The organism is Bacillus sp. FSL K6-0138, assembly GCF_037982765.1.
Taxonomy (GTDB): Bacteria; Bacillota; Bacilli; order Bacillales; family Bacillaceae; genus Bacillus; species Bacillus glycinifermentans.
Genome location: NZ_CP150286.1, coordinates 1,614,215 through 1,638,158, shown reverse-complemented (window position 1 = coordinate 1,638,158; position 23,944 = coordinate 1,614,215). Strand labels below are relative to the sequence as shown.

At 41.6% G+C, this 23,944-nt stretch carries 23 protein-coding genes and 3 pseudogenes; 9 read left to right on the top strand and 17 right to left on the bottom strand.

Features of this window, described 5'->3' with window-relative positions:
• Window positions 1-23: 23 nt before the first annotated feature.
• From MHB78_RS08830 to MHB78_RS08795, 8 genes and pseudogenes are all read right to left on the bottom strand, one after another.
• Window positions 24-1,154 carry an MBL fold metallo-hydrolase gene (locus MHB78_RS08830; RefSeq protein ID WP_046131556.1) on the bottom strand — a complete coding sequence of 377 codons (1,131 nt, stop codon included), beginning with the start codon at window positions 1,152-1,154 and terminating at the stop codon, window positions 24-26.
• A gap of 13 nt (window positions 1,155-1,167) precedes the next feature.
• Entirely contained in the window at window positions 1,168-1,563 is a 396-nt protein-coding gene (locus MHB78_RS08825; protein ID WP_046131555.1) for a DsrE/DsrF/DrsH-like family protein, read from the bottom strand.
• A gap of 25 nt (window positions 1,564-1,588) precedes the next feature.
• A complete protein-coding gene (locus MHB78_RS08820; RefSeq protein ID WP_046131554.1) occupies window positions 1,589-2,161 on the bottom strand; it encodes a sulfurtransferase TusA family protein in 573 nt (190 codons plus the stop codon).
• A gap of 178 nt (window positions 2,162-2,339) precedes the next feature.
• A complete protein-coding gene (locus MHB78_RS08815) occupies window positions 2,340-2,822 on the bottom strand; it encodes a DsrE/DsrF/DrsH-like family protein (protein WP_046131602.1) in 483 nt (160 codons plus the stop codon).
• A 172-nt stretch (window positions 2,823-2,994) separates the two neighbouring features.
• Window positions 2,995-3,255 carry a metal-sensitive transcriptional regulator gene (locus tag MHB78_RS08810; protein ID WP_046131553.1) on the bottom strand — a complete coding sequence of 87 codons (261 nt, stop codon included), beginning with the start codon at window positions 3,253-3,255 and terminating at the stop codon, window positions 2,995-2,997.
• A gap of 521 nt (window positions 3,256-3,776) precedes the next feature.
• A pseudogene (locus MHB78_RS08805) lies at window positions 3,777-4,073 on the bottom strand (OsmC family protein); the annotation flags it as partial.
• A gap of 75 nt (window positions 4,074-4,148) precedes the next feature.
• Window positions 4,149-4,553, bottom strand: coding sequence for an ester cyclase (locus tag MHB78_RS08800; protein ID WP_046131550.1), 405 nt, complete (start codon window positions 4,551-4,553; stop codon window positions 4,149-4,151).
• A gap of 21 nt (window positions 4,554-4,574) precedes the next feature.
• Window positions 4,575-5,336: an MBL fold metallo-hydrolase gene (locus MHB78_RS08795; protein ID WP_046131549.1), complete on the bottom strand. Its 762-nt coding sequence runs from the start codon at window positions 5,334-5,336 to the stop codon at window positions 4,575-4,577.
• Window positions 5,337-5,577: 241 nt separating this feature from the next.
• Between MHB78_RS08795 and MHB78_RS08790 the strand changes: the two genes are divergently transcribed.
• From MHB78_RS08790 to MHB78_RS08780, 3 genes are all read left to right on the top strand, one after another.
• Window positions 5,578-5,991: an Lrp/AsnC family transcriptional regulator gene (locus tag MHB78_RS08790; protein ID WP_046131548.1), complete on the top strand. Its 414-nt coding sequence runs from the start codon at window positions 5,578-5,580 to the stop codon at window positions 5,989-5,991.
• Between the two features lie 101 nt (window positions 5,992-6,092).
• Window positions 6,093-6,398, top strand: a complete 306-nt coding sequence (locus MHB78_RS08785; RefSeq protein WP_128748182.1) for an alpha/beta hydrolase — start codon at window positions 6,093-6,095, stop codon at window positions 6,396-6,398.
• Window positions 6,395-6,814: a hypothetical protein gene (locus tag MHB78_RS08780; protein WP_052948536.1), complete on the top strand. Its 420-nt coding sequence runs from the start codon at window positions 6,395-6,397 to the stop codon at window positions 6,812-6,814. The genes MHB78_RS08785 and MHB78_RS08780 overlap by 4 nt, the downstream gene beginning before the upstream one ends.
• A gap of 46 nt (window positions 6,815-6,860) precedes the next feature.
• Here MHB78_RS08780 and MHB78_RS08775 read toward each other — a convergent pair whose 3' ends face one another.
• The 3 genes from MHB78_RS08775 to MHB78_RS08765 form a co-directional block, all read right to left on the bottom strand.
• Entirely contained in the window at window positions 6,861-7,706 is an 846-nt protein-coding gene (locus MHB78_RS08775) for a radical SAM protein (RefSeq protein WP_046131547.1), read from the bottom strand.
• A gap of 404 nt (window positions 7,707-8,110) precedes the next feature.
• Window positions 8,111-8,377, bottom strand: coding sequence for a DUF3986 family protein (locus MHB78_RS08770; protein ID WP_046131546.1), 267 nt, complete (start codon window positions 8,375-8,377; stop codon window positions 8,111-8,113).
• 273 nt (window positions 8,378-8,650) lie between these two features.
• Window positions 8,651-9,376 carry a MurR/RpiR family transcriptional regulator gene (locus MHB78_RS08765; RefSeq protein ID WP_046131545.1) on the bottom strand — a complete coding sequence of 242 codons (726 nt, stop codon included), beginning with the start codon at window positions 9,374-9,376 and terminating at the stop codon, window positions 8,651-8,653.
• A 209-nt stretch (window positions 9,377-9,585) separates the two neighbouring features.
• Between MHB78_RS08765 and MHB78_RS08760 the strand changes: the two genes are divergently transcribed.
• Both MHB78_RS08760 and MHB78_RS08755 read left to right on the top strand, forming a co-directional pair.
• Window positions 9,586-10,914 (top strand): 6-phospho-beta-glucosidase, encoded by a 1,329-nt coding sequence (locus tag MHB78_RS08760; RefSeq protein ID WP_046131544.1) that lies wholly within the window; start codon window positions 9,586-9,588, stop codon window positions 10,912-10,914.
• 96 nt (window positions 10,915-11,010) lie between these two features.
• A pseudogene (locus MHB78_RS08755) lies at window positions 11,011-11,280 on the top strand (HAD hydrolase family protein); the annotation flags it as partial.
• A 174-nt stretch (window positions 11,281-11,454) separates the two neighbouring features.
• Here MHB78_RS08755 and MHB78_RS08750 read toward each other — a convergent pair.
• Window positions 11,455-12,504, bottom strand: coding sequence for an NAD(P)/FAD-dependent oxidoreductase (locus MHB78_RS08750; RefSeq protein ID WP_046131543.1), 1,050 nt, complete (start codon window positions 12,502-12,504; stop codon window positions 11,455-11,457).
• A 619-nt stretch (window positions 12,505-13,123) separates the two neighbouring features.
• Between MHB78_RS08750 and MHB78_RS08745 the strand changes: the two genes are divergently transcribed.
• Together MHB78_RS08745 and MHB78_RS08740 are read left to right on the top strand one after the other, a co-directional pair.
• Entirely contained in the window at window positions 13,124-14,152 is a 1,029-nt protein-coding gene (locus tag MHB78_RS08745) for an AraC family transcriptional regulator (RefSeq protein ID WP_046131542.1), read from the top strand.
• A gap of 38 nt (window positions 14,153-14,190) precedes the next feature.
• Window positions 14,191-14,985, top strand: coding sequence for an SDR family oxidoreductase (locus tag MHB78_RS08740; RefSeq protein ID WP_046131541.1), 795 nt, complete (start codon window positions 14,191-14,193; stop codon window positions 14,983-14,985).
• A 165-nt stretch (window positions 14,986-15,150) separates the two neighbouring features.
• On the opposite strand, the pseudogene MHB78_RS08735 reads toward MHB78_RS08740, so the two are convergent.
• The 5 genes and pseudogenes from MHB78_RS08735 to MHB78_RS08715 form a co-directional block, all read right to left on the bottom strand.
• A pseudogene (locus MHB78_RS08735) lies at window positions 15,151-16,412 on the bottom strand (autotransporter-associated beta strand repeat-containing protein).
• A 701-nt stretch (window positions 16,413-17,113) separates the two neighbouring features.
• Window positions 17,114-17,503, bottom strand: a complete 390-nt coding sequence (locus MHB78_RS08730; RefSeq protein ID WP_046131539.1) for a tautomerase family protein — start codon at window positions 17,501-17,503, stop codon at window positions 17,114-17,116.
• Window positions 17,504-18,378: 875 nt separating this feature from the next.
• Window positions 18,379-19,131: a metal-binding protein ZinT gene (locus tag MHB78_RS08725; RefSeq protein ID WP_046131538.1), complete on the bottom strand. Its 753-nt coding sequence runs from the start codon at window positions 19,129-19,131 to the stop codon at window positions 18,379-18,381.
• Between the two features lie 476 nt (window positions 19,132-19,607).
• The gene (locus MHB78_RS08720; RefSeq protein WP_269082047.1) at window positions 19,608-19,730 is read right to left on the bottom strand and encodes a hypothetical protein; all 123 of its coding nucleotides are present in this window, start codon (window positions 19,728-19,730) and stop codon (window positions 19,608-19,610) included.
• Window positions 19,731-19,951: 221 nt separating this feature from the next.
• Window positions 19,952-21,166: a cytochrome P450 gene (locus MHB78_RS08715; RefSeq protein ID WP_046131537.1), complete on the bottom strand. Its 1,215-nt coding sequence runs from the start codon at window positions 21,164-21,166 to the stop codon at window positions 19,952-19,954.
• Between the two features lie 228 nt (window positions 21,167-21,394).
• Here MHB78_RS08715 and hpaB point away from each other — a divergent pair, with 228 nt between their 5' ends.
• Both hpaB and MHB78_RS08705 read left to right on the top strand, forming a co-directional pair.
• Entirely contained in the window at window positions 21,395-22,840 is a 1,446-nt protein-coding gene (gene hpaB, locus MHB78_RS08710; protein WP_046131536.1) for a 4-hydroxyphenylacetate 3-monooxygenase, oxygenase component, read from the top strand.
• Window positions 22,841-23,540: 700 nt separating this feature from the next.
• Window positions 23,541-23,882 (top strand): DUF4064 domain-containing protein, encoded by a 342-nt coding sequence (locus MHB78_RS08705; RefSeq protein ID WP_046131535.1) that lies wholly within the window; start codon window positions 23,541-23,543, stop codon window positions 23,880-23,882.
• Window positions 23,883-23,944 lie beyond the last annotated feature (62 nt).

Genomic DNA, 23,944 nt, shown 5'->3' with positions numbered 1-23,944 from the left:
CTCTCCTATCTTCAAATCTATGTTCATCCATGAACCGCGCAGCGGTTTGGGCCAATTTCCATCTCACTTTGCCTGTCAGTCTCAGGCGTTATTTTTCCCATGTTGGTTTGACGGATTTCCTGATATGCATGTGGCTGTGGCGGCAGGTTTTCTGATACAGCACCTCTGAATTCATTTTCATCCATATTTAAACCGCCATTCTTTTTGTATAAATCACCCAGCTTAGCCTGAACATGCCCTTGATCGCCTAATTCGCCGACTTTCGCAAAGTGAGCCGGAAGAACAATCAGGTCATCTGATATCTGTTTGTACTTTTCATATAAAGTGTTACGCAAATCCTCTGCCCAATCCCCGGCTTTTCCAGCCAAGTCCGGCCGGCCAATCGATTCTACAAATAAAATATCTCCTGTTAACAAATAGCGGTCATTAACAATTAAAGAGGTGCTTCCAATCGTATGGCCTGGTGAATAGATAGGCTCTACTTTTATACATTCGTTTCCTGCAGAAACAACTTTACCTTCAGCTAACGGTTCATACGAAAATTGCACTTCCTCTGCATCTTTTGGCGGTAGATGGTATGCAGATCCTGTGCGCTCACGCAGTAAACGTCCGCCGGAAATATGATCAGCATGTAAATGTGTATCAATCACGTGTTTAATCGTAACGTTTTTCTCTTTTGCAAAATCTGTATATGCATCAACAGTACGAGCAGGGTCAACTACAATTGCTTCCCCGTCAGACTCGATAAAATAGGATAAACAGCCTTTCCCCATTCTTACGAATTGATAGATAGAGCCTCCTCCTTCCAAGTCTCCGATTTTTACCGGGTGTAACCATTCACTCCACGCTTTCATACCGCCTTTAAGCACAAAAACTCTTTCAAAGCCGGCATCTGCTAAATGCTGTGCAACCATCTCTGAAGACCCTTGTTTGGCACAGACCACTAGAATATCCTGATCTCTTGGAACTTGGTCTGCAATTTTATCTATACCATCGATTAAATCAAAATACGGAACATTTAAATGTTCAACCCGGCTGCCCTCGATTTTCCAATCGCTGAAGGCATCTTTATTTCGTACATCTAAAATAAAAAATGATTCTTGATTTAATACCTTTTCCGTTACTTCTTTTGGTGAAATGAATGTAAAATTCACTTCTAAAACCCCCTTAGAATGTCAGAGTCATATTGGCATCAGAAGCATAATGAACGAAGCTTGCTGCACCGCCAACTTCAATCCCGTCTACAAATTGGTCTTTGTCCAGATTCATCACATCCATCGTCATTTGACACGCTATGATTTTCACACCCAGCTCCTGAGCCATTGAAAGCAATTCAGGAATCGATGGTGCGTTCTCCTTTGCAAAGCCTTCTTGAATATGTTCACGGCCTTCCGGAACAGGAAGATTCTTATGGGCTTCCTTATGGATTAAATTCAGTCCTTCAAACGTAAAGAAAATCCCTACTTCAGCATCGCTTGCTGCTGCGGCCGCAGCAATATTAAACACCTTATAAGCATCAAATAAACTCCCGTTACTTGCGATAATCGCAACTTTTACAGCCATTCAAATCATTCCTCCAATGTTTATTTTATTGATCTTTTTCAACAGGACCTGACCACTCCGCCATACCTTGCAAAACATTTTCTACATTTCCAAAACCATTTTCTGCAAGTTTTTTGGCAGCTAGATCACTTCGATTACCTGTGCGGCAAACGACATAAATTTTCCCGTCTCTATTCAGTTCGTTTGCTCTTTTTTCGAGTTCACCCAACGGAATTGAAATCGCTCCGGGAATATGGCCGGAATTGTATTCTGCGGGTTCCCGGACATCTACCACTGTTATATGCTCTTTCGCTTCTACCTTTTTTTGAAGCTCTTCGTTTTGGATTGTATAAGGAAACTTTTTTTCTTCCTTTATATCAGAGTTACTGGCTTTGCGAAGATAATGTTTTAATATATCTCTGTCCTCTGTTGTACCGAGATACTGGTGACCGCTTCCCTTTGCCCATGCCTGTATATCAGCGAGAGACCCTTTATCAGTAGCCTGTACTTCTATGACTTGCCCGGGTTCTAACTCATTCATCGCCTTCTTTGTTTTTACGATGGGCATTGGACAAGCAAGCCCTTTTGCATCTAACACGCGATCAGTTTTGATGTTCATCAGTCATCCCTCCATGTTCATTTTCTGTTTTATCACTGTTCCATTTCATTATGTTCTCTCATACTAAATGATATTTACATCGTCACCATTCTTTAGTAGCTCGAGATGCTTCAGCAGCTGCCGATCATTTATTTTTCTGTCCATTCTCTCTCCCTTTCAGATGGTCTTACCTAAAAAGTTATATAAATAAGTTGACTTTTGCTTCATTGGCATCCCCGAGATAAGCTACAACTCCTGCATAATCAAGGCCATCGATCAGTTCTTCTTTTTGCAAGCCTAACAAGTCCATCGTCATTGTACAGGCAACAAGCTTAACTCCCTGTTCCTGCGCCATTGCAATAAGCTGAGGCAGAGACAGCGCACCATGCTTTTTCATGACATGTTTGATCATTTTAGGACCCATACCGGCAAAATTCATTTTAGATAAGCCAAATTTCTCCGGCCCCCGGGGCATCATGAAACCAAATGCTCTTTCAAGCAGCCCTTTCTTTACTGGTACCGGTTCATCTTTTCTTAAAGCGTTAAGCCCCCAAAATGTATGAAAAATTGTTACCTCGTGATCATAGGCTAGAGCGCCATTTGCAATAATAAAAGCAGCAATAGCTTTATCTAAGTCGCCACTGAATAATACAATCGTCGTTTTCTCTTTTTGGTCTGACATGTATGTCATCTCTCCCCCTCTAGTATACATATACCTGTATGGGTATAAAACAACACAAAAAAATATAGGTTTCTACCGATTATACCTACAGGGGTATAATAGCAGGCAAAAAATTTTCGCTTTATACTCTAAAGGCAGTACAGAGGCTGCTTCATAAACAGCCATCTATTCATTATCTGCTTTTCACCAATAAATTGACCGCTTCTTGAATAAGGTCTTCTGTATCTTCTCCTCTTTCGATTTGAAGGCGAACGCATTTCTCCAAATTACTGCTGACAACTACACCGATGGCCCGATCTAATGCAGAACGCACCGCTGACATTTGGCTTACGAGCTCTTTGCACTCTTTTCCTTCATCCATCATTTTTAATATTCCTCGAACTTGACCCTCAATTCGTTTTATCCTGTTTTTTAATTGATCATCGTATTCCATTAGTTAACCTCCCTGTTTTCTTTTATCTTTCCCGACCATGAAGAGATGCCGCCAGACAAATGATAAATATCTTTATCATTCTTTTTCTGCAATATCTTCGCAAATTGTTTACTGCGCATGCCGCTTTGGCAATCTATAGGGATCTTTTTAAAACGTTGATGAACCACAAATTATGGGATATTCACTGCATCAGGAATGGGGACGGAACGAAATTCATGAGCTTCTCTCACATCAATCAGCATGCATTTTCCAGTTTGTTTTCGTTTTTGACGTAATTGCACTTCTGTCAGATTCCCTAGGTATTTAACTGGTGAAAACCGTTTGTAACAGACAAGGCTATGGCAATTAATGATACTAAATAAATGAAATATTTAAAATCCAATCATCTCCCCTTCCATACTAATACCCCTATATGTATAATATTGAATTGCAAAAGAAAGATCAAATTTTAAGCTCATGTTAAGGATGGGGAGCTTTAAGCACCCCTTTGATCTGGTTATCTATCGAAACTATGATTTGCTCTATTTAGTAAAGATTTCTCCTTGAACCTCAATTTTGACATCAGCTTTTTTTAACAAGTTTGCTACAGTGCACCCTCTATCAGCTGCTGCACATATTCGGTTTGCTGATTGAATTTGTTTTTCTGTCGCCTTCTCTGATAAAACGATACGTGGATGATGGATAATTTTAAATTCATCATCAGAGGTAAGCCCTTCAGAATCAACCGCCACATCAACTACAGGAAGATCCCTTGATTCGATCATAGATACAAGAACAGATGTATAACAAGCTGCTGCAGACGCTATCAGAATTTCTTTCGGAGAAGCCCCTTAAAAAAGGAGTCTTCTAACGAGATAAATAGACAAGCTAAGAAAAGTACTGTTGGCTTTCATTTAAGTAAGCTGACGGAGAATATCATGTACATCCACATGAGATCTCTGCTCAATAATGTTACCGTCAGCAATGCGCAAAAGAATCATCAGAGAAAACTTAACGGATTTCCCCGTTGCAGGGACCCCGGCAAATGGGGTCCCTGTGTGCTTACCTTCAAAAATAAAATAAACTGATACAAGATCGCCTTCAGCCATCACCGCTTTAATTGGCATTTTAAAGCCAGGGAAAGCATCAAAGTTTTTCTTTTCAGATTCAATTAAGCCCTCTACACCCGGAAACTGTGTATCTAATTGCGGATAGAATACAAAGTCTTTATGGCAAAAGTCTTTTAAGTCATCGTACTTTTGTTGTTCAATGGTTTCAAAGAAACGGCGGACTAATTCTTTATTGCTTTCAAGGGACATCTTGAACACTCCTCTCCTTAGCTAAAATGAATATGATTCGCCATCTTCCGGCACTAAAACATGGGAGGAGATTCCTTTTTCATGAATAAAGGATTTTAATTCTTCTTTTGATAATCCCCAATGGTTCACAGCTTCCATGTGGCTCACGATGATTTTTGCGTTTGGAGCAGCCTTATGCGTTTCATAGACATCTTCTTTACCCATGACAAGAGAACCGCCTTCGTAGAATTGATTATCCCCGCCATTGACGACAATAATGTCTGGTTGATGTGCATCAATCTCTTCTTGAACGGCATCATACCAAACCGTATCTCCGGCTACATATAATGTTTTCTCGGTTTGATGTTTGAACACGACGCCGCATACCAGACCTGCCATTTTTAAGATTTCTCCTCTTCCGTGTTCGCCTTTCGTTTTGATTAATTGAATGCCTTCAAAGACTGTATCTTTTGTTAACACTTCGACATTTTTGAACCCGGAATTTCGGATTTCTGTTGCATCTTCTTCATTTTGGGAGAACAACTTGATATCTTTTGGCAAAATCTCCTTAGCAGCCTCATCCCAGTGATCTAAATGTAAATGAGTAACAATGACAGCATCAATATCTTTAATAATATTGTCGACAGATGTTGGCAATTCAACTAAAGGATTATTTTGATCTTGTCTTGGTGTATTTGGAAATGGAGGATAAGCACCTTTCTCTGCCAACATTGGATCTACTAAAAACTTTTTGCCTGCGTAGTCAACAATAAGCGTGGCATTGCGAATTTGTTGAATGTTCATGTGTAAAACTCCTTTTCTTTTTATTTACGAATAGTTTATACGATGCTCCCTCCGTAGATACATGGCTAAAATCAAGTCTTTTGGCCGTTTGACTTGATTTTTGAAAGAATGTATTTACTTTGTGTAAATGATCAAAGTGGGCTAAAATATACCTTAATTGGAGACAATTTTTACATGCATTTAATGAAAAGTAATTCACTATACATATGATGTAACATCCGGTTTGAAAGGATTTGGTTCTATGTTGGATCACACGGACAGGCGAATATTAGAAGAGTTATCTCAAAACAGTCGTATTACGATGAAAGAGCTGGGCAAGAAAGTCCATTTGACAGGGCAAGCAGCTGCCTCCAGGGTCGCTAAATTAGAAGATAACGGAGTGATTGAGGGGTATACAATTAAATTAAATGAAGAAAAGATAGGTTATCCCGTTCACGTGATGCTCAATATCTATACCAAAAATACACATCATCAACCCTATTTATCCTTTATCAAAACACAAGATGAATACGTTATCAATAACTATAAAATTAGCGGAGACGGTTGTTATCTCCTGGAATGCAAATTTCCCTCCAATGAATCGTTGGATCAGTTTCTGATCGACTTAAACAGGCATGTAAACTATAAATTAACTGTCATTATTAATAAGCTGTAGTTCATTTTTAAAAGTGTTTTGTCAGGCCAAACGTTGATAACTGAATGTAAAAGAAGGTATTAGAATGGCTGATTGCAAAGTCTTGATTAATGAGCGGCTGCATGGAACCTGTATTTCGTAAGAGGGATGGATGGAGACGTATATATATCGATCTCCCCGGTATGGGGCTGACTAAAAATTGTCATGAAATCAGCAGTTCTGAAGATATGTTACATGCAGTTGCTGAATTTATCCGGGCAGTGATTCCCAATGAAAAATACCTGATAGCCGGTGAATCCTACGGCGGATATATAGCCGGAGGAATGATTGAAAAGGAAAAAGAACAAATACCCTGGGTGCAGCATTTATATGTCCTGTTATTGTCCCTGATGCAGATGGCAGAACGGTTGGGGAACATAAAATCTTGAAAAGAGATGCAGAATTTATTGAAGGTTTAAAGAAGGCGGAATTAGAAGAATTCCAAAGTATTTCGGTGAAGCTGGATGAATATAATTGGTTAAGGTATAACAAGGAAATCGTAAGCGGTTGTCAAATGGCTGATGAAAAGTTTTTAAGCAAGATTAAGAATCATTACGGATTTTCATTTGAATTTGATCATGGTTTTTTTGATAGACCAAGTGTATTTCTTTTAGGAAGACAGGATTCTGTTGTTGGTTTTCAAGATGCTCTCAGCGTGATAGACAAATTTCCGCGAGGTACTTTCGCTGTAATGGATACAGCGTGTCACAAATTTGCAAATCGAACAACCGGAGCTGTTCAACACTTTCATCAACGAATGGCTGGACAGGGTTGCAGAAGACAAACGCTAAGAGCCTCTGAATGAATCAGGGGCCTTTTGTCCAAATTTCATTTTCAGGCACATTTAAAACTTACTTATTGTTCAAAAATCGTGGAAATCCTTCGTTCTTAGACACCCTAATCAATTGATGATTAAAATATTTACTAAAATATTTCTGCACTCTTGCGTGTAAATCTTTGAGATACCATTTTTCTAAATCATGCTCCTTAAACAAATTTGGCATCCCTAATCTCTCTGAACGCTTCCCCATTGCCCCATCCCCTATACTTAGCGTATCAATCCAAATATGCTGCGCGATTCCGCTTAATGCTTTTGGAAAGTCAGGGGTGAAAGGCAATACAGGAGAAATCGAAGCTTGAGTAGGTATGCCTGCTTCATGTATTTCTTTTAATGCTTTGATGCGCAACTTGATTCCAGGTACATATGGAGCAAATATTCGCTTTATATCTTCCCGATCTGTTTCAATGGTCATCGAGATCAAGACTTTACATTTTTTTCTTAACTCTGTTAATACATCAATATCTCTCGCGATAAGCGGTCCCCGTGTTTGAATTTGAAGGATATCCGGCGGATTTTCCAGCATTTCTTCCAGCAGCATTCTTGTCATTTTTACTTTACGTTCAATGGGCTGGTAAGGGTCTGTTGCTGAAGACATAAAAATATATACTGACTTGTTTTTACTGCGCAGTTTTGTGATTTCATTTCGGTAGCTTTCTGCTGCGTTTTTTTTGATGTTAATCCATTCTCCCCAGGGAATGTCCTTAAATTTTTGAATGGGCATTTCTCTTACATAACAGTATTTGCAAGCAAAAGCACACCCGCTGTATGGATTTAATGAATGTGTAAACCCATCCAAATACCCTTTTGCGTCAGTAAGAATGTTCTTCGTCATTGTTTCTTTTATTTCAATTCCCATCTGTATCTCCTCTCTCTATCGTTTACCTGTTTATTTTAAAAGATTAGAGAAACATCCCTAAGCCATTTTGCTGACAAAAATGTAAGACCGTCCTAGCCGCTATGCTGAGACGGTCTTACTCCTAAGAAATTTAAGGCTGAAGTCTGCCTAAACAGGAGATTCCAGCCCATCGGTTTATTTAAAAAGATTATATCATTGAAAGGTTTAACCGCAAACTCGTATGTCCGTCCCGATCATGAGCCGGCCATTACTCTTTAGCGGTTCATTGACATTAAGGGCAGGCATAAAACCGGGCAAATTTTCACTTTGTGAGAGGTATTGAAATTTCACTCATCGATATCCCCAGGACCGGAAAACACAGACTGCATCGACAGCAAACGGAGCTTGAGGAGGCCCTGATCAAATTATATATTCAACTCCAGTTCGATCCAAAGCTCAAAATATTTGGAAGCGTGCTCGATGCTTAAATCACTGCTTGATATTGAAAATATCCTGCAACCAAAAGGGTCAATCATTGAGAATTTCAAAGTCGGTTTATCGATCGCATGGTCCTCAAAATTGAAATAAATGTCCCACACATCAACGTCTAGTTGTTTTAATCCTATTGCTTCAAGATCTAATCCCTTTTTATTATATCTAATATGCAGGTGTTGTGTTTCATCATAATTCATTAGGAAGCCTCCCTTATAGATAAGGACCCCTTGGTTTTTAGAGATATTTCATCCTTTAATGGATTGCTCTTTATTTGAAAAAACAGTGCTTACCCGAGTATTGCGAATGATATTATTCCAATTATCTCCCATTCGGCTTTTTGGGGATGTTGAAAAATTGTTTGGGATTATTTCTAAACCATTATACCTCTCTCAAATCTGCGGAGGATTATAGAATGACAGATTACTATATATGTCAGCAATCACAACGAATCAAGATATTCAATATGAATGTTATTCACTTAGTTTATAAATTTCACGAGCCATGGATTCCAGAATATACATAACGGGAATTTGCGTAGTAATATTAGCATTTTCAAACCACTCTTCCGTCACGTAATACGGAATATTGATATCTGATATTTTGGCAATGGTTGAGTGCTTGTGATTTGTAATGCTGATCACTTTACTTCCTTCTTGTTTTAGCTGATGAAGATGAGTGACTGTAGAATGACCTTCACCTGAGACGGATAAAGCAATCGTTATGCTATTGCGGCGGAATTGGGAATGTGTCGGAAAATAAGGATCTTTAATATACATTGAAAGTTTGCCTAAGCATGAGAAGTACCTTGCTCCATATTCTGCAAGAATACCAGAGCTCCCTACACCTATAAATATAACGCTCTCTGCTTTGGCAACCAGGAGCGCAGCCTCCTTAATCTTTTCTTCTATGTCTCCTTTTAATGTTTTCTCAAAAAATTCGGTTACCGAATGTTGGGAACTCTTTAGCACAGTCTTTTTATTTTCTTCTAAATGCATTTTAAGCTTTACTTTAAATTCCGAAAAACCCTCACAATTTATTTTTTTGCAAAAACGCAAAATCGAGGCTGTTGATACGTGGGTTTCATCTGCCAATTCACGGATTCGCATGTAGATGACTTTCTCGCCATTTTGACAAATGTAATTGTATAAAGAAGTTTCCAGTTCATTAAACGAAGCGATGATCTCGTGTGTAAACATGTCTGCGGGACTCTCCTTCCCTAGCCCTTTATATCATTCATCTTAGCATACCTGCTTCATGAGAAACATAGTGTTACATATACGTAACAAATAACTTCTTGTGTGATTAAAAACAAGATGTCACCGACTTATTTACCGGCTTACTCATATGCCGCTACAATCCATTCATAAGGTACTTTTGCTTTTTAATAACCCGGAGGTGCAAGAGGATGACACAAGGCATTAAAATTGTAACGATTGGCGGGGGATCCAGTTATACCCCTGAATTAGTAGAAGGGTTCATCAAACGACACGATGAATTACCGGTTAGAGAGTTATGGCTGGTAGATATTGAAGAAGGAAAAGAGAAATTGGAAATCGTCGGAAACCTTGCAAGGAGAATGATTGAAAAAGCCGGTCTTCCAATCAAGGTCCATTTAACGCTTGACAGGAGAGCGGCTTTAGAGAATGCCGATTTTGTTACGACTCAGTTTCGCGTAGGGCTGCTTGATGCCCGCGCCAAAGATGAAAGAATCCCGTTAAGCCATGGTGTTTTAGGCCAAGAAACGAATGGGCCGGGGGGATTGTTTAAGGGGCTGCGTACCATTCCGGTTATATTGGAGATTGTTCAGGACATAAAAGAACTGTGTCCGGATGCTTGGTTGATCAACTTTACAAATCCTGCCGGCATGGTGACAGAAGCTGTCCTTCGTTACACTGACCATAAGAAAATCGTTGGTTTATGCAATGTACCAATCGGAATTGAGATGGGAATCGCCAAACTATTGGATGTTGACCATTCGCGGATTCGCATTGATTTCGCCGGTCTCAATCATATGGTATATGGATTGGATGTATATGTCGACGGAGTCAGTGTAAAAGAGAAAGTAATGGAGCTGTTATCAGATCCGGAGAACAGCAGTTTTGTGAAAAACATCGAAGGGCAAGGCTGGGAGCCGGAATTTATCCGGGCATTAAATGTGTTAACTTGCCCATATCATATGTACTATTATAAAACAGATGAGATGCTGCAAAAAGAATTGGAAAACTTCAGAAACGGCACCACGAGAGCCGAAGTCGTGCAGCAACTTGAAGACGAATTATTTGAGCTGTACAAAGATCCTGATCTGGCCGTTAAGCCTCCCCAATTAGAACAGCGCGGCGGAGCGTATTACAGCGATGCAGCTGTTCGTCTTATTTCGTCTATTTATAACGATAAGCGCGATATTCAGCCGGTTAACACAATCAACAATGGGGCAATTGCGAGTATTCCGGATGACTCTGCTGTTGAAGTAAGCTGTGTGATTACAAAAGAAGGTCCAAGGCCGATCGTACATGGCGATCTGCCAGTTGCCGTCCGGGGACTTGTCCAGCAAATCAAATCATTTGAACGAGTAGGTGCTGAAGCCGCCGTAACAGGCAGCTATGATACGGCTTTGCTCGCGATGACGATTAATCTGCTTGTCCCTTCTGATAAAATCGGTAAAGCGATCTTAGACGAAATGCTGGAAGCGCATAAAGAGCACTTGCCAAGGTTTTTCAAAAAAGTTGAAGCATAAAGGGAAAGCAGTTGGTTAAATTGGTGTTCACTTATAAGCACGGCGCGTTCAGCTGGTAAGGAGGAAAAAGTGAGCATAAAACTAATAGCGGTTGATATGGACGGAACGTTTTTGGACGATGAAATAAAATATAACAAAGAGCGGTTTATGAAACAATATCGTGAATTAAAAGCGCGGGGGATTAAATTTGTTGTAGCAAGCGGGAATCCATATTACCAGCTTAAATCCTTTTTTCCATCAATTGAAAATGAAATAGCTTTCGTTGCTGAGAACGGTGCTTATATAGTAGATTCGGGACAAGAATTATTCTCAGGCGAAATGTCTAAAGAGACCATAAAAAAAATTATTATGCATCTGAAGTGCTATCTCTTCATGATAAAAAGTTTACACATTAAGACTATACAGAAATGAAACTAATTAATTTTTTAAAAGTCTTGTTACTTTCCAACTTCATAAACAAAGGGCGTTCCGCGGTCTGAATTATCAGAGCCGGCGAACGCCCTTTTGATCTGCGCTTTTTATGTGAATGTTTCTATTTAACTACCCGAACATCTTCTTCACAAGCTCCCGGTTGCGCTCTTTGAAAACCTCGTTATGCGATGACACCATGGCGCTTTTGTGCGCTTCGGGATCAATAAAGCGCTTGGCGCTGTTCACCGCGTTTGCCGCATCCTGAAACGCTCCGGCGATCAGGTGCAGCTTGCCTTCGTAATGCAGGATATCCCCTGCCGCATACAGCCCGGGCACGGAAGATTGGGAGTTGGCGGTACCTTCGATATAATAGTCATCAACCCGGGCAATATCCAGCCGGCTGTTCTCCAGCAGCGATATGTCGCGTTCATACCCGTGGTTAATAATGACCTCGTCCACAGGCAGCACCGTAATCTCACCGGTTTGCTCGTTCGAAAGCTCCACGCATTCGATCACCTCATGATCATCCGAAGCGATCAGCCTGGTAATCTGGGTATGGAAGAAGTAGCTCACCGAGCTGTTCAGAAGCTGATCAACCTGGGCCTCATGCCCGCTGAGCGCTTCTTTGCGGTAAGCGAGATATACCTTCTTCGCTACAGGCTCGAGCTCGTTGGCCCAATCGACAGCCGAGTTGCCTCCGCCTGATACGATTACCGTTTTATCTTTAAAATGCTGCAGTGACTTGACCGTATAATTCAGGTTGGACACTTCAAAACGTTCGGCCCCTTCAATCTGGAGCTTTTGCGGATTCAGGATGCCGCCGCCCACGGCAACAATGACCGTCTTGGACAGATGCACGCCTGAGGCAGCCGTATGTAATTCAAATAGTCCTTCTTCATTGCGGGCAATCGACTCCACTTTTTCATTCAGCAGCACTTCGGGATGAAACGTTAATCCCTGCTGCACCATCTGTTCAATCAGCTTGGCTCCCGGAATCGGTGTTTGTCCTCCGACGTCCCAAATCATTTTTTCCGGATAAACGTGAACCTTTCCGCCCAGCATCGGCTGATATTCAATAATCTTTGTTTTCATCCCGCGCAGTCCGCTATAGAAGGCGGAATATAATCCGGCCGGTCCTCCGCCGATAACGGTCACATCAAATACTTCATTCCTGCTCATGGCTATTCACTCCCGGTATATATCGTGCATGGCTTATCAAAAGTCCATATCTCCATGTCGTAAATGATTATCATTATCATTAAGTATACTTTAGACATCTTCATTTTTACAATCAATGATTAATAAAAAGTCACTTTCCGCTCCTTTTCCAGTTACAGGGTCCGCAAAACGAACGCCGGCTGCACAACAAGCATCCGAAGGCTTTTAGAGCATCAACAGCGCGGCTGCGGCCTGCAGGTTTTCTACCGCCCAGCCTCTCCCTTCCCTCGCTTTGCAGATAAATCGTCGTTACACTCTTCATATTGTTGTTCATCAAAACAGGCTCTTTCACTTTATAAGGACTTCCAGCGTAGCCCTGAGCGATTCTGCGTTTTTCTCACTCCTCTGCCATTTTGCCCTTGGTTTGCCGGCGATTCCGTCAGCCTGATCTACCCCCTCGTATTATAATAGAGTGATCCGATTCCTCACGGACTCATCCGTCGTAATCGGCAAGTAAAATGTCGCGCTTTGCTAGTTACAAAAGCGGTATTGGATAGGTAAAGTAATAATTGCCCCGCTAAGCAGCAAGACGCAGGTCACAACCAACGAATTGTAGAAAGCCAAAGGAGGGCTCATATATATGACGTGTCAAATTCGTATTAAAATCCCGGCCGGATTTTGGGAAGGATTGCGTCAATTAGGGATTGCCGCCCATGACGTGGTTCGAAAAGCGCAACTGCCGCTCACCATTGTGACTGAACCGGTTGTCACCGCCGCCCAATATTTTGCGATCTGGCAGGCGTATTCTGATCTCATTGATGACACTGCAAAAGGAATCATCAACCTTACGACCGCCTTTGATACAGCGCATTACCCTCCTCCCGTCTTAGCGACTTACCATGCTCGCGACTACCGCGACGCTCTAAAGCGGATGGCCCGGTACAAACAGCTGTGCCCTCCTGAAAGGTTGCATATTACCGAGGAAGGCGAGCACTGTACAATCGAACTGGAATGGCGGGATAGCGGGCAGTCCGGTCCGCCGATGCTTGTCGGCATCACGCTGGCATTTCTTCTGGAGCTTGGACGCCGCGGCACAGGTCAACCTTTAACGGCCAGGCTCGTCGAATTTTCGCATCCGATGGGCGATGTAGAAGCGCTTGAAGCTTACTTCGGCTGCCGTATCCGGATCGGTGCAAATTGTAACCGGTTGACGCTGCACCGGGGAGACCTGGACCGCCCCTTTGTCTCGTACAACGAAGAGTTGCTGGAGATTCTGACACCTGCACTGGACCAATCGTTGGATGAGCAGCAGCGCAGCCTCTCAATCGCCGAGATGGTCAAGTGGATCATGAAACGCAGCCTTATGGGAGGACGCCCCGACATTCGGACTGTTGCAAGTGAGCTGGGGATGAGCGAACGCACCTTACAGCGCCGGCTTACTGACGAAGGCACAAGTTTCAAACATTTGTTGACACAAGTCAGGCATGAGCAGGCGCTGGAGTACTTGGCAGACCCCTCGCTCGATATTAAAGAAGTGGCCTTCATGATTGGGTATGAAGACCAGAACTCGTTCTACCGTGCCTTCCGCCTTTGGGAAGGGGATTCTCCTTCAAATTGGCGTACTGAACACTGCTTAGATACACACTCGGGAAAATTGACATTGTCTTAGGAAGCACTTTTTTAACATGATTAAAGGAGAAATGTATGATGGATATGGGATTAAACAATAAAACAGCTTTAGTTACAGGATCAACGAAAGGGATAGGTAAAGCAATTGCCATTGAACTTGCCAAAGAAGGCGTGAATGTCCTCATTAACGGGCGACATGAAGATGAGGTAGAACGAACTGTAAATGAACTAAAAACAGATTTCCCGGCTACCTCTCCTCAAAATGCTGCAGCTGATATTGTAGATATCGGGCAAAGAGAAGCTTTATTTAAAAAATACCCCAATATTGATATTTTAGTTAACAATATGGGTATTTATGAAATCATGCAATATGAGGACGTGGATGATGACGTCTGGGAAAAATACTTCCGCACGAACGTTCTTGCTGCAAATAGTTTATCTAAATTTTATTTGCCTAAAATGCTGAAAAATGATTATGGCCGCATTATCTTTATCGCGAGTGAAGAGGCGATTATGCCTTCAGGTCAAATGCCGCAGTATTGTATGACAAAATCAATGCTTTTATCATTGTCCAAAAGCTTATCTAAATTAACAATAGGAACAGAAGTGACAGTCAATACGATCATGCCGGGACCAACGCTCTCCGAAAATGTGCAGCAAATCATTGAAGGTATGTACCCTAATGAAGAGATGGCTTTTTCAGAAAAAGAGAAAGAATTTATGATGGCAAACCTGCCCCAATCTGAAATACAGCGATTTATCAAGCCGTTTGAAATAGGCAGGCTTGCTGCATTTGTATGCAGTCCTTATGCATCCGCATTTAAAGGTTCTCCAATTCGTATGGATGGAGGGATGGTGCCGACTATTTTTTAATATTTTTCTGTTCACCATTATGTTCCAAGGTTAGCCCGGTATCGTTACGAGTATCAAGCTGGCGCCAATAAGCACCAGCTTGAAAAAAACTCTTTATCGAGCAAATCCCCCGGCAACACCCCCTGCCACTTTCGGCTTCTGCTTTTTTAATCTGGGAGACACAACCTAATTTTCAGTGACTTTTAATTGGATGCTGTTGGACTTATAGATCATCTTCACTTTGTACTTGCTTGGTAAACCCGAGGTCTCGATCGAAGAAAATGATCCGTGGCGCTTATTAAAGGCAATGATAGCGGCCCCATCAGCCGGAACATAATTGTCCGAAAAAATAAGGCGTAATGTCCCTTTTATTTTTGCCTTGCCCTTAATGTAGAGCAGATCATTTTTACCGCTAAGATTGAGCTCAAGTATACCCCTGGCAGATTGTTTGTAGTCCCCTCTGATGATCAGTTTTCCTGACACATCTTCTCTCAGGGTGCCGCCGTTGTTTGAAACATCACCTCTTCCAAAAGCCGTCTCTGAGCCGCCTTCAAGCGTTCCCTGATCTACCCGTGTACCGCCGGAATATGTATTGTTCCCCTCCAGCTTTAACGTTCCCGTCCCCTTTTTGGTCAGCTTCCCAGTGCCGGAGATGTCGTTGCGCCAGCTATCCAGTGCATGAAATCCGCCTTTGGAAGAATCCATGGTCACGGTGACGTCTTTTGCAAAAGCACCGTATCCATCGGCGGCAGTAAAGAGATTAAGGCGTCCCCAGCCTTCAGCATCATCAAGAACAGGATATCCGGAGGGAAATCGCTTTTCCAGCGAAATGGGCGAGGATAGTTAAAGTATTCCTTAGCCGGGTTTGCTGAAGAATATGCGCCGCGCAACGTATTGACCAAACTCACGATGCTGCCGAGACTGGAACTCGTGCTGCCTGAATTGGTTCCTTCATCATTGTATTTTTTTATCGCGGCATCTGCCGGGATACTGTTGATGGTAGTCGTCGCGCCTGCACGCTTCCGATATATATCAGTAAGCGGGCCAAGACCGTCAATCACACTGTAGCTCTGATTCCTGCGATCATCAAAATATGCAGCATTTTCCTCAGCGGAAGTACGGCGTTCAGCAATGTCAACAACTTTTTGAATGTTGGCATCCAACACGGTGCTGTTCTGTTTGGTCCCGCTATCCCAGGTACTCCCGGGAGTCCAAAGTTTATTAAATTCGGAAAGCACCCCGATCGCAGGATTGGAATTCACTGTCGTATGAGCAGCGCTGTTATTTTTGTAATGATCTACGAAATATCCTGAAGGAGGGGGCGGCGGCGGAGTTATTGTTTTTGCTTTAGTTGTTGTGCCCGCATAACATTCACTCAAGGAACATTGGAATAATGCCAGAGAAAACAAAGCCACTAATAAATGCTTCTTCATCCTTATTAATTTCATCTTTACGCCATATCTCCCTTACTCTTAATCCCATCTTATCTATGATCGTATCTTAAACTTGTTAATCTAATAGCATTGTTTTATTAATGTTTTGTTTATATTTATAGGCGTCAAGCATGGAGCTGGAAAAAGTATCGGCGGCTTCGGTTTTGATACAAAGAAAAAAATCGCGAAAAAGCTCTGAATGTGAAGCGCGCTGATGAAGATGTTTTATGCGTTTTACCGCGGAGAAGAAGAAACGGAAGACAGTTAATGAATGCAAAAAGCTGCTGACTTCCGGCAACAGCTCACACAGGAACATCTATCTGTAGAAATCCATTATATTTCTTTTACAGATTCTGTTCATGGGAAAGAACCAGGCATCAACGATATGCTGGCTCATTTCATTAAAAATCTATAATAACATCCCTTGATCAGCTTCATTCTCTTTACGCCTGCACCCATCATATATTTTCTAGGTTTCACAGAGTCCAATCTCATTAAGGACTAGAACGTATTCTATAGATTTTCCGGGAGTAAAAAAAGCGCCCAGTAAGTGAACATAAATATAGAACCCTGAAATGCAGAGGGTTCTACTGACTGCTGTACATATATGCGGCAGTGTATCGTTCAACGCTTGCGGCGCTGTTAGAGGTCTGCGATAACCGCGGAGCCGAATCCGCCGCAAGACGCATCTTTGGCATCACCGGTGTGTTGAAACCTTACAGCTTTCCAGTTAAAAACTGCGCCTCACCAAGCCCGAAACTCCAATCGGCATCACCATTTTCGGTAATGGACACCATTACATCTTCCGGGGAAATACCGCATTCCACTTCAAGCCTTTCAGCCAGCAAGGCATACAATTTCTCTTTTTGGCTCTTCGTTCTTGTTTTACTGGTGATACTGATCACAACCAAATCCTTGGATCTATTAAATCCCAAGCCTGTATCTTGGATAATAAGCTCATTCGCCGGGTGCTGATGAACAATTTGATAGCGGTCTCTCTCCGGAACGTTAAATGCTTCCACCATCGCATTGTGAGCGGCATCTAGCAATGTTTTTAATGCTTTTTCATCACGGCCTTCTATTAGATCGAAACGTAATAATGGCATGCTGTTTACTTTCTCCTTCATAGTTTTGTTAACAAAATCAAGGTCAGGTTCTATCCGCCCCTGATCCATTGTTTCGATTTTGTATCACAACAGATAGATCAAAAATGATATCTGCTGACTTGATAAAAACATAACATATAACCAAAATATAATCAACACTTAATCATCCCGTTAGAACCAGTGCAAAATATGCAAGTTCTAAAATCGTTTGACTATAATTGATTGGGGCGCTGGTATATAAATAATAGTTGATCAGAAAATGACAACAATATGATCATAAAGGTATTTTTTGAAAACATTTTTAGAGGTTTGAACATTCTCATATTCCAGAGTTTATGCCCTGTCGATTTTCGCCGTTGCGATAGGCGTTCTTATCCTGTTTTTTTAATCATCAAAGTAAAATTATCTTTATATCTCCTGGTAAACAAAAGTGAAACGTTTTAATAAAAGTTCACATCGTCATCTGACGTATTTTCGCCTGACATCGTGAAGCAAACGATTAAAGTTAATATAAAAAAGATTGCTCATTTCAGGATTTTCAACCTAAATAAGCCGCAACGAAAAAGGCAAAAAAAGCGATAGTAAGAGGCCGGGACTTGAATTCCGGCCTTTTTTTTCTTTCGCTATTTCTTTTGACGGCAATTGTGACATTGTTGCCGGAAGGGGAAACTTTTGCTTTATCCTGCTATATCGGCAACAGGTTTGGCTGAATGGCCTCGCGGTCTCGCTTACTGTCAGTTTTTACAGCAGCGGCAGCAAGCGTTTTCCACCTTTTGAGAGTTCCGATCTTGGAATTCAGAGAATGGACCGTTTGCAGAACAGTTTTATTGCAAAAAAACACCATACTTCATGGTAATAATCATGTTACTCCTAATTTAATGCGCCATCATCTCATGGGCAATATCGTGCCTATCCATTTCTGACGGGTAATATGTAGGCCAGTTTTTGACTTCATCAAGTAAAGCTTCACGGTCGTCACCCCAATACAGATGATAGTGACCGGCTTTGTTCGGATAGATACTATGATCACTAAACTGAATATACTGAGGAAGTCCGTCAGCTTCTTTAGCCAGCTTAAAAATGTATCTTACCCCTCTATTGCCCGCATCATATGTTAGGATTTCGTATCCGTCATAAGTATACACGCCTGAATATTCTTCTCCATTTTTGAAGAACGTTACAGTATCTTGTTGAATTACGATACGGTCAACATCTGTTTTATACCCATTTTTATAATACTCTTTATATTCTTTAGCTGTCATGTCACCTTCATGTTCTGCTTTATAAGAAAATACTTCGTCAAGAGTACCGTCCTGCAGGAATGGGTATACAGATTGCCAGTCTCCTTCCCAATCAGAAAGCGAACGATCCTTTACTTGACTGTCTTTAAAGTAACCTTCATAAATTTTTTCTGTTTTTTCATCATGTGCATGATCGTGAGCATGTTCACTTTCATGTGTGTGACTTTCAGATGTTCTTCTCTTTTTCGAAGAGTCTTCTGCAACTGATGAGGATGTTGTTGTTTTATTAGACTCCCCTTCGGATGAACCTGAAGCCTGACATCCTGCCAAAACTAGTAATGAACCAATAGTTACTATACCAAACCTCTTTACAAATGAAATTTCCATTGCAACACCTCTTTTAATAAATCGTAAATATTACGATTTATATTATACATATATCTTATGCAAACATCAAAGGGAAAATGCTCTAATATCGCTGAATGGTATCCGGCAGCGGAATGACAAGCTTCAATTAGAACATTTATCTTCATTTCCGTTTGTTGTTATAAAAAAGGTTTTATTAGTCATCTATTTTTATTAGTCATCTATCAGCCCCGCATGCTCATATCGGTGACAATGATTGCCTATCATTTCCGCATCAATTGACCGAACTCCCCCCTCATGTAGTCGGGGCCTGGTTAATGAAAATCGAAAAACAAAGGCGTCATCCTCTGCCGCTATCAAACCTTGATGTTAAGAAAAAATCAAAACGGAAAATGGCAAGAGTGATTCTAAACTTTCGGTTCCGCGAATCCCAGGTTATGTACAGAGGATAGAAAAACAACAAAAGAGACGGACATCATCCATATCCGTCTGTCATGTTATACACACTTTTTATACCGCCCGCTTGCGCCGATGGCTGAGCGGACGCCGGATCCAGATTGAACAATGATCGGACGGTTGGCGGGTATGTCATGAATGCGGTCCGGAATCGTTCCAAGCATGATATCCTTTGCTCCTTCAATGGACCCTTTTTTCCTGAAACAGCCTCGCCCCTACCGTAAATCCCGCCGTGCCTCCGCGAACGATGATCACCGATAATGCCCCTTTATCTTAAAACCTCCCAAACGAAGAGCCAGATGTGCAAAATGGCTTTCCTGCGATTCTCTGTTGTCAGGTCGACCGGCGTGATAAAGACAGACCGGCCGCACGGTTCAGAACCCCTCTAGAAACATAGCGGCAATTCTTCCAAAGACCTCATCAAAAAGTTCCCTTTCCATTTGATATCTTCCCTTCTGCCTTGTATCTGTACATCCGGATAGCGGCGCAATAATGCAGGAACGGCAATCTTTGCTTCCAGACGGGCCAGCGGTGCGCCAAGACAAAAGTGGCTGCCGTGGCCAAAGGCAATATGACGGTTGTTCTTTCTGGCAATATCAAACACATCAGCATCCGGGAATACCTTTTCGTCGCGATTGGCAGATGCTAACGAAATGACGATAACATCTTTTCTTTTCACTTCTTGTCCATGCAAAGTTAACGGTTCAGCCGCCCAGCGCAGGGTAGTCAATTCAACGGGACTGTGAAACCGCAACGCCTCTTCAATCGCTGAATCTATCAAATTCGGGTTTTGCTGAAGCGTCTCCAATTGATCGGGGTGATTGAGCAGTGCAAAGATCATGTTGGTGATTAAGTTCACTGTTGTTTCATGCCCGGCAACGATAAGCAGCATAATCGTCGAGTAGAGCTCTTTTGTGCTTAATGTCGTTCCTTCGCTTTCAGCCTGGATTAAGGCGCTGATTAAATCGTCTGCAGGTTCGTTTCTTTTTTTATGAACTAAATATTGCAGGTATTCGGCGAATTGCTTTATTTTATCCAAGCTTTCGGGAGTGTCAGTGAAATCGATGATGGCTTGCGACCAATTCTTGAATTTTTGGCGATCTTCAAGGGGAATGCCGAGCATTTCACTGATGACGATAATTGGCAAGGGAAATGAGAAGTCTGCTACAAGATTCATGGAATTGCGCTGTACATTATCCAATAGAGAATTAGCGATATGCTGGATTCTGTCTTCGAGCTGTAAAATCATCCGGGGAGTAAACGCTTTTTGAACAAGGGAGCGCAGGCGGGTGTGATCAGGTGGATCTGAGTTGAGCATGTGCTCTGTCAAAGGCTCTTTAGTTTTTGATATAACGGGTTTTTCATTTTCAGCAAACACATTTTCAACATCTTTCTTTAACCTGGCATCCTTTAATAAATGCACAGCATCATCGTATCTCGTAATAAGCCAGCCTTGGCCGAGTTCTCCTAAAGAAACTGGATAAAGAGGACGGGACGCGCGCAATTCTTTATAAAAATCATACGCTTCATGTTTAAATGCAGCTGAAGATAAATCGATTTCTGATAACACGGCGGAGCTCTTCTCATGTTTTGAAGACATCAATCCAACCTCCATCTCCTCGAAATTTTGTAAATATAACCCTTTATTAGAATTATAAACCACCTCCATTTATTATGCCACTAAATCTAACATCCGTATTTCGCCGGTACGAACCTTTCAGATCAATCCTCTTAAACAGGCTTTTTCAAAAACAGAATATTGGAACATGTCTCTATCACTATTAATATATTGACAGTGTCTAACGTTACTGCAGAAGGAGCGATATCAATGGGAATTATCAGCGGGAAGGAGTTTTTAGACCGATTAAACCAACTAAAAAATGAAATTTGGTTTGATGGCAAAAAAATAGAGGGAAACATTTCTGAACATCCTGCATTTAAAGGCATTCTGGAAACTAAGAGCTCACTTTATGATTTGCAAGCGAGCGGCGGCTTAATCGATGAGATGACTTTTTTTCTCCCGGGAAAAAAAGAGCGGATTGGGTTATCATACTTACAGCCGAAAACAAAAGAAGATTTACAAAGAAGAAGGAGAATGATTGAACACTGGGCAAGACACACACATGGAATGATGGGAAGAAGCCCCGATTACATGAACACTGTCATCATGAGCTTTGCGTCTTCCGCCTCGCTTTTACATGATAAAGAAAACTGTTTCCCTGAACATATTCGGGCGCTTTACGATCGGGCGATGAAACACGACCTTTCGTTTACCCATACATTCATTACGCCCCAGGTCAATCGCTCCCAAATGAATATGGCATCATCAGAAAATCCCATATCCGCAAAAATCGTTGACCGTAATGAGGAGGGAATCGTGATTAAAGGCGCCCGCCTTCTTGCGACTCAAGGCGGCTTAACAGATGAAATTTTAGTTTTATCAGCACCAAGATTTTATTTTGAAGAGGATGAAGCTTTTGCTTTTTCCATTCCCTCTAATACGCAAGGCATAAAATTCATTTGCAGGGAATCGTTCGTTTTAGGGGAGTCTGCATTTGATCACCCCCTTGGTTCAAGGTATGAAGAAATGGATTCTGTCGTTGTCTTTGACGATGTTTTAGTACCATGGGACAGGGTATTTTTTTATGGTGATGTGGAAACAGCCAACGGCTTTTTAGCCGCAAGTTCTTTTAATGCTTTTTCATATCATCAGGTCATCACCAGACAAATCATAAAAACAGAATTTCTTTTAGGCGTTTCCCAGCTTCTCGTGGATACGATCAATGTATCTGAGTATCAGCACATACAGGAGAAATTGTCGGAAATCGTGATCGGCCTTGAAACATTGAAGGCGCTATTAGAGAAATCGGAACATGATGCAATGTTAGATGAATGCGGATATATGCGGCCGAGTTTGATTCCGCTTCAAATCGCCAGCACTGTCTTCCCTAAAATATATCCCCGTTTTACAGAGATCATTCAATTAATCGGAGCCAGCGGCATGATGACAATCCCGGCCGAAAGCGCTTTTGATTCTGAAATTAAAGAGGATCTTGACCATTATCTGCAAGGAACCGGCATAAACGGAAAGGACCGGGTCAAACTTTTCCGTTTGGCATGGGATCTCACAATGAGCCCTTTCGGCACAAGACAAACTCAATATGAACGGTTTTTTTACGGGGACCCTGTTCGTTTGGCAAGCCGGTTATACCAATGCTACCCAAAAGAAATATATGTGAAGGCGGTACAGGAATTTTTACATGCAAAAAATTAAAAAAAGCGGGAAAGAGCCTTTGATCCCGCTGCGCTTTGAAATGAGGCCGGAATAAATCACAGCACCGGCCTCTTTTTGCCCGTGAATGCTCCCGGAACGAAAATCTGTTGAGTTTCCCCCTGACGCGGGAATGATTTCCATAAATTACAAATTCTATTCACTGAGCCATACTTCCTGCTATTATTTTTTAAACATAAAACTTTAGACCTCCCACTCTTGTTTTTTCAGCAAGGCGGTTAAATGCGTCTTTTCGGTTGGCGACAGGCCTTAAAGGTCAGTTGTGCCAATGGATTTCGCAACTTTTCATGTACCAATCGTGTCCAATCGCCGATAAAATCTATCTTAAAATTGGTAATACCCTGTTGAAATGTCATGATTTTTATCCTATGATAAAAGAGTTACATACGAATAATGAATGGGGAGGTATCAAATGTAATTCATCTTGTCGCTCCGTCAACTGATATATCTTCATTGAAAGATACGATTGTCAAGGTATGGAACTTCTATCCTGATCAAGCACTGCGGCAGCGGAGATACGCAATTATAGCCAATTCGATTTTAAATGTTTGCCGACAAGATCAGGGTTGCATTAAGCATGAACAACATGGATAGCGAAAACCTTGATGACGGAACAACTGAAGCCGTATAAAAAATAAAACTGCAGCATTTGCTGTACCAGTTAAGTAAGGAGATTGATAGAATGAAAAGAACAACTGAATTTGTTTTAGGTTTAATCGGCGGTATTTTCGGATTTTTTGGAGCGATCTTCGCTTTGTTTATCGGCGGTATTGATGCCACTTTTAACGGAAGCAGCGAAATTATCGGATTGGGCTGGGGAGCCATTTTCTTTTCAATCCTCGGCATTGTAGCCTCTATCGTTGTGAAAAGCAAGCCTAAAGTAGGCGGAGTTTTGCTTATCATTTCCGGTATTGGCGGAGTGATTTCTATTTCTATGTTCTATATATTGCCTGCCGTTCTTTTGATTATCCCTGGCATCATGGGACTTGTTAGAAAAGACAAGACAAATACGACAGCGGCATAATGATAGCCCCTCAATGAGGGGTTTTTCTTTTATACTTCATATACATTCCCTTTTTCGATAGA

Bases quoted from the DNA above. Each gene is read 5' to 3' on its own strand.
- MHB78_RS08715 (WP_046131537.1), bottom strand. From the start codon at position 21,166: ATGTCTTCAAAACATGAGAAGAGCTCCGCCGTGTTATCAGAAATCGAT.
- MHB78_RS08730 (WP_046131539.1), bottom strand. From the start codon at position 17,503: ATGCCATTATTACGTTTCGATCTAATAGAAGGCCGTGATGAAAAAGCA.
- MHB78_RS08760 (WP_046131544.1), top strand. From the start codon at position 9,586: ATGACACAAGGCATTAAAATTGTAACGATTGGCGGGGGATCCAGTTAT.
- MHB78_RS08810 (WP_046131553.1), bottom strand. From the start codon at position 3,255: ATGGAATACGATGATCAATTAAAAAACAGGATAAAACGAATTGAGGGT.
- MHB78_RS08800 (WP_046131550.1), bottom strand. From the start codon at position 4,553: ATGTCCCTTGAAAGCAATAAAGAATTAGTCCGCCGTTTCTTTGAAACC.
- MHB78_RS08820 (WP_046131554.1), bottom strand. From the start codon at position 2,161: ATGAACATCAAAACTGATCGCGTGTTAGATGCAAAAGGGCTTGCTTGT.
- MHB78_RS08725 (WP_046131538.1), bottom strand. From the start codon at position 19,131: ATGGAAATTTCATTTGTAAAGAGGTTTGGTATAGTAACTATTGGTTCA.
- MHB78_RS08815 (WP_046131602.1), bottom strand. From the start codon at position 2,822: ATGTCAGACCAAAAAGAGAAAACGACGATTGTATTATTCAGTGGCGAC.
- MHB78_RS08785 (WP_128748182.1), top strand. From the start codon at position 6,093: ATGGAACCTGTATTTCGTAAGAGGGATGGATGGAGACGTATATATATC.
- MHB78_RS08825 (WP_046131555.1), bottom strand. From the start codon at position 1,563: ATGGCTGTAAAAGTTGCGATTATCGCAAGTAACGGGAGTTTATTTGAT.
- MHB78_RS08775 (WP_046131547.1), bottom strand. From the start codon at position 7,706: ATGGGAATTGAAATAAAAGAAACAATGACGAAGAACATTCTTACTGAC.
- MHB78_RS08770 (WP_046131546.1), bottom strand. From the start codon at position 8,377: ATGAATTATGATGAAACACAACACCTGCATATTAGATATAATAAAAAG.
- MHB78_RS08765 (WP_046131545.1), bottom strand. From the start codon at position 9,376: ATGTTTACACACGAGATCATCGCTTCGTTTAATGAACTGGAAACTTCT.
- MHB78_RS08790 (WP_046131548.1), top strand. From the start codon at position 5,578: ATGTTGGATCACACGGACAGGCGAATATTAGAAGAGTTATCTCAAAAC.
- MHB78_RS08745 (WP_046131542.1), top strand. From the start codon at position 13,124: ATGACGTGTCAAATTCGTATTAAAATCCCGGCCGGATTTTGGGAAGGA.
- hpaB (WP_046131536.1), top strand. From the start codon at position 21,395: ATGGGAATTATCAGCGGGAAGGAGTTTTTAGACCGATTAAACCAACTA.
- MHB78_RS08705 (WP_046131535.1), top strand. From the start codon at position 23,541: ATGAAAAGAACAACTGAATTTGTTTTAGGTTTAATCGGCGGTATTTTC.
- MHB78_RS08750 (WP_046131543.1), bottom strand. From the start codon at position 12,504: ATGAGCAGGAATGAAGTATTTGATGTGACCGTTATCGGCGGAGGACCG.
- MHB78_RS08740 (WP_046131541.1), top strand. From the start codon at position 14,191: ATGGATATGGGATTAAACAATAAAACAGCTTTAGTTACAGGATCAACG.
- MHB78_RS08795 (WP_046131549.1), bottom strand. From the start codon at position 5,336: ATGAACATTCAACAAATTCGCAATGCCACGCTTATTGTTGACTACGCA.
- MHB78_RS08720 (WP_269082047.1), bottom strand. From the start codon at position 19,730: ATGCTTGGAACGATTCCGGACCGCATTCATGACATACCCGCCAACCGT.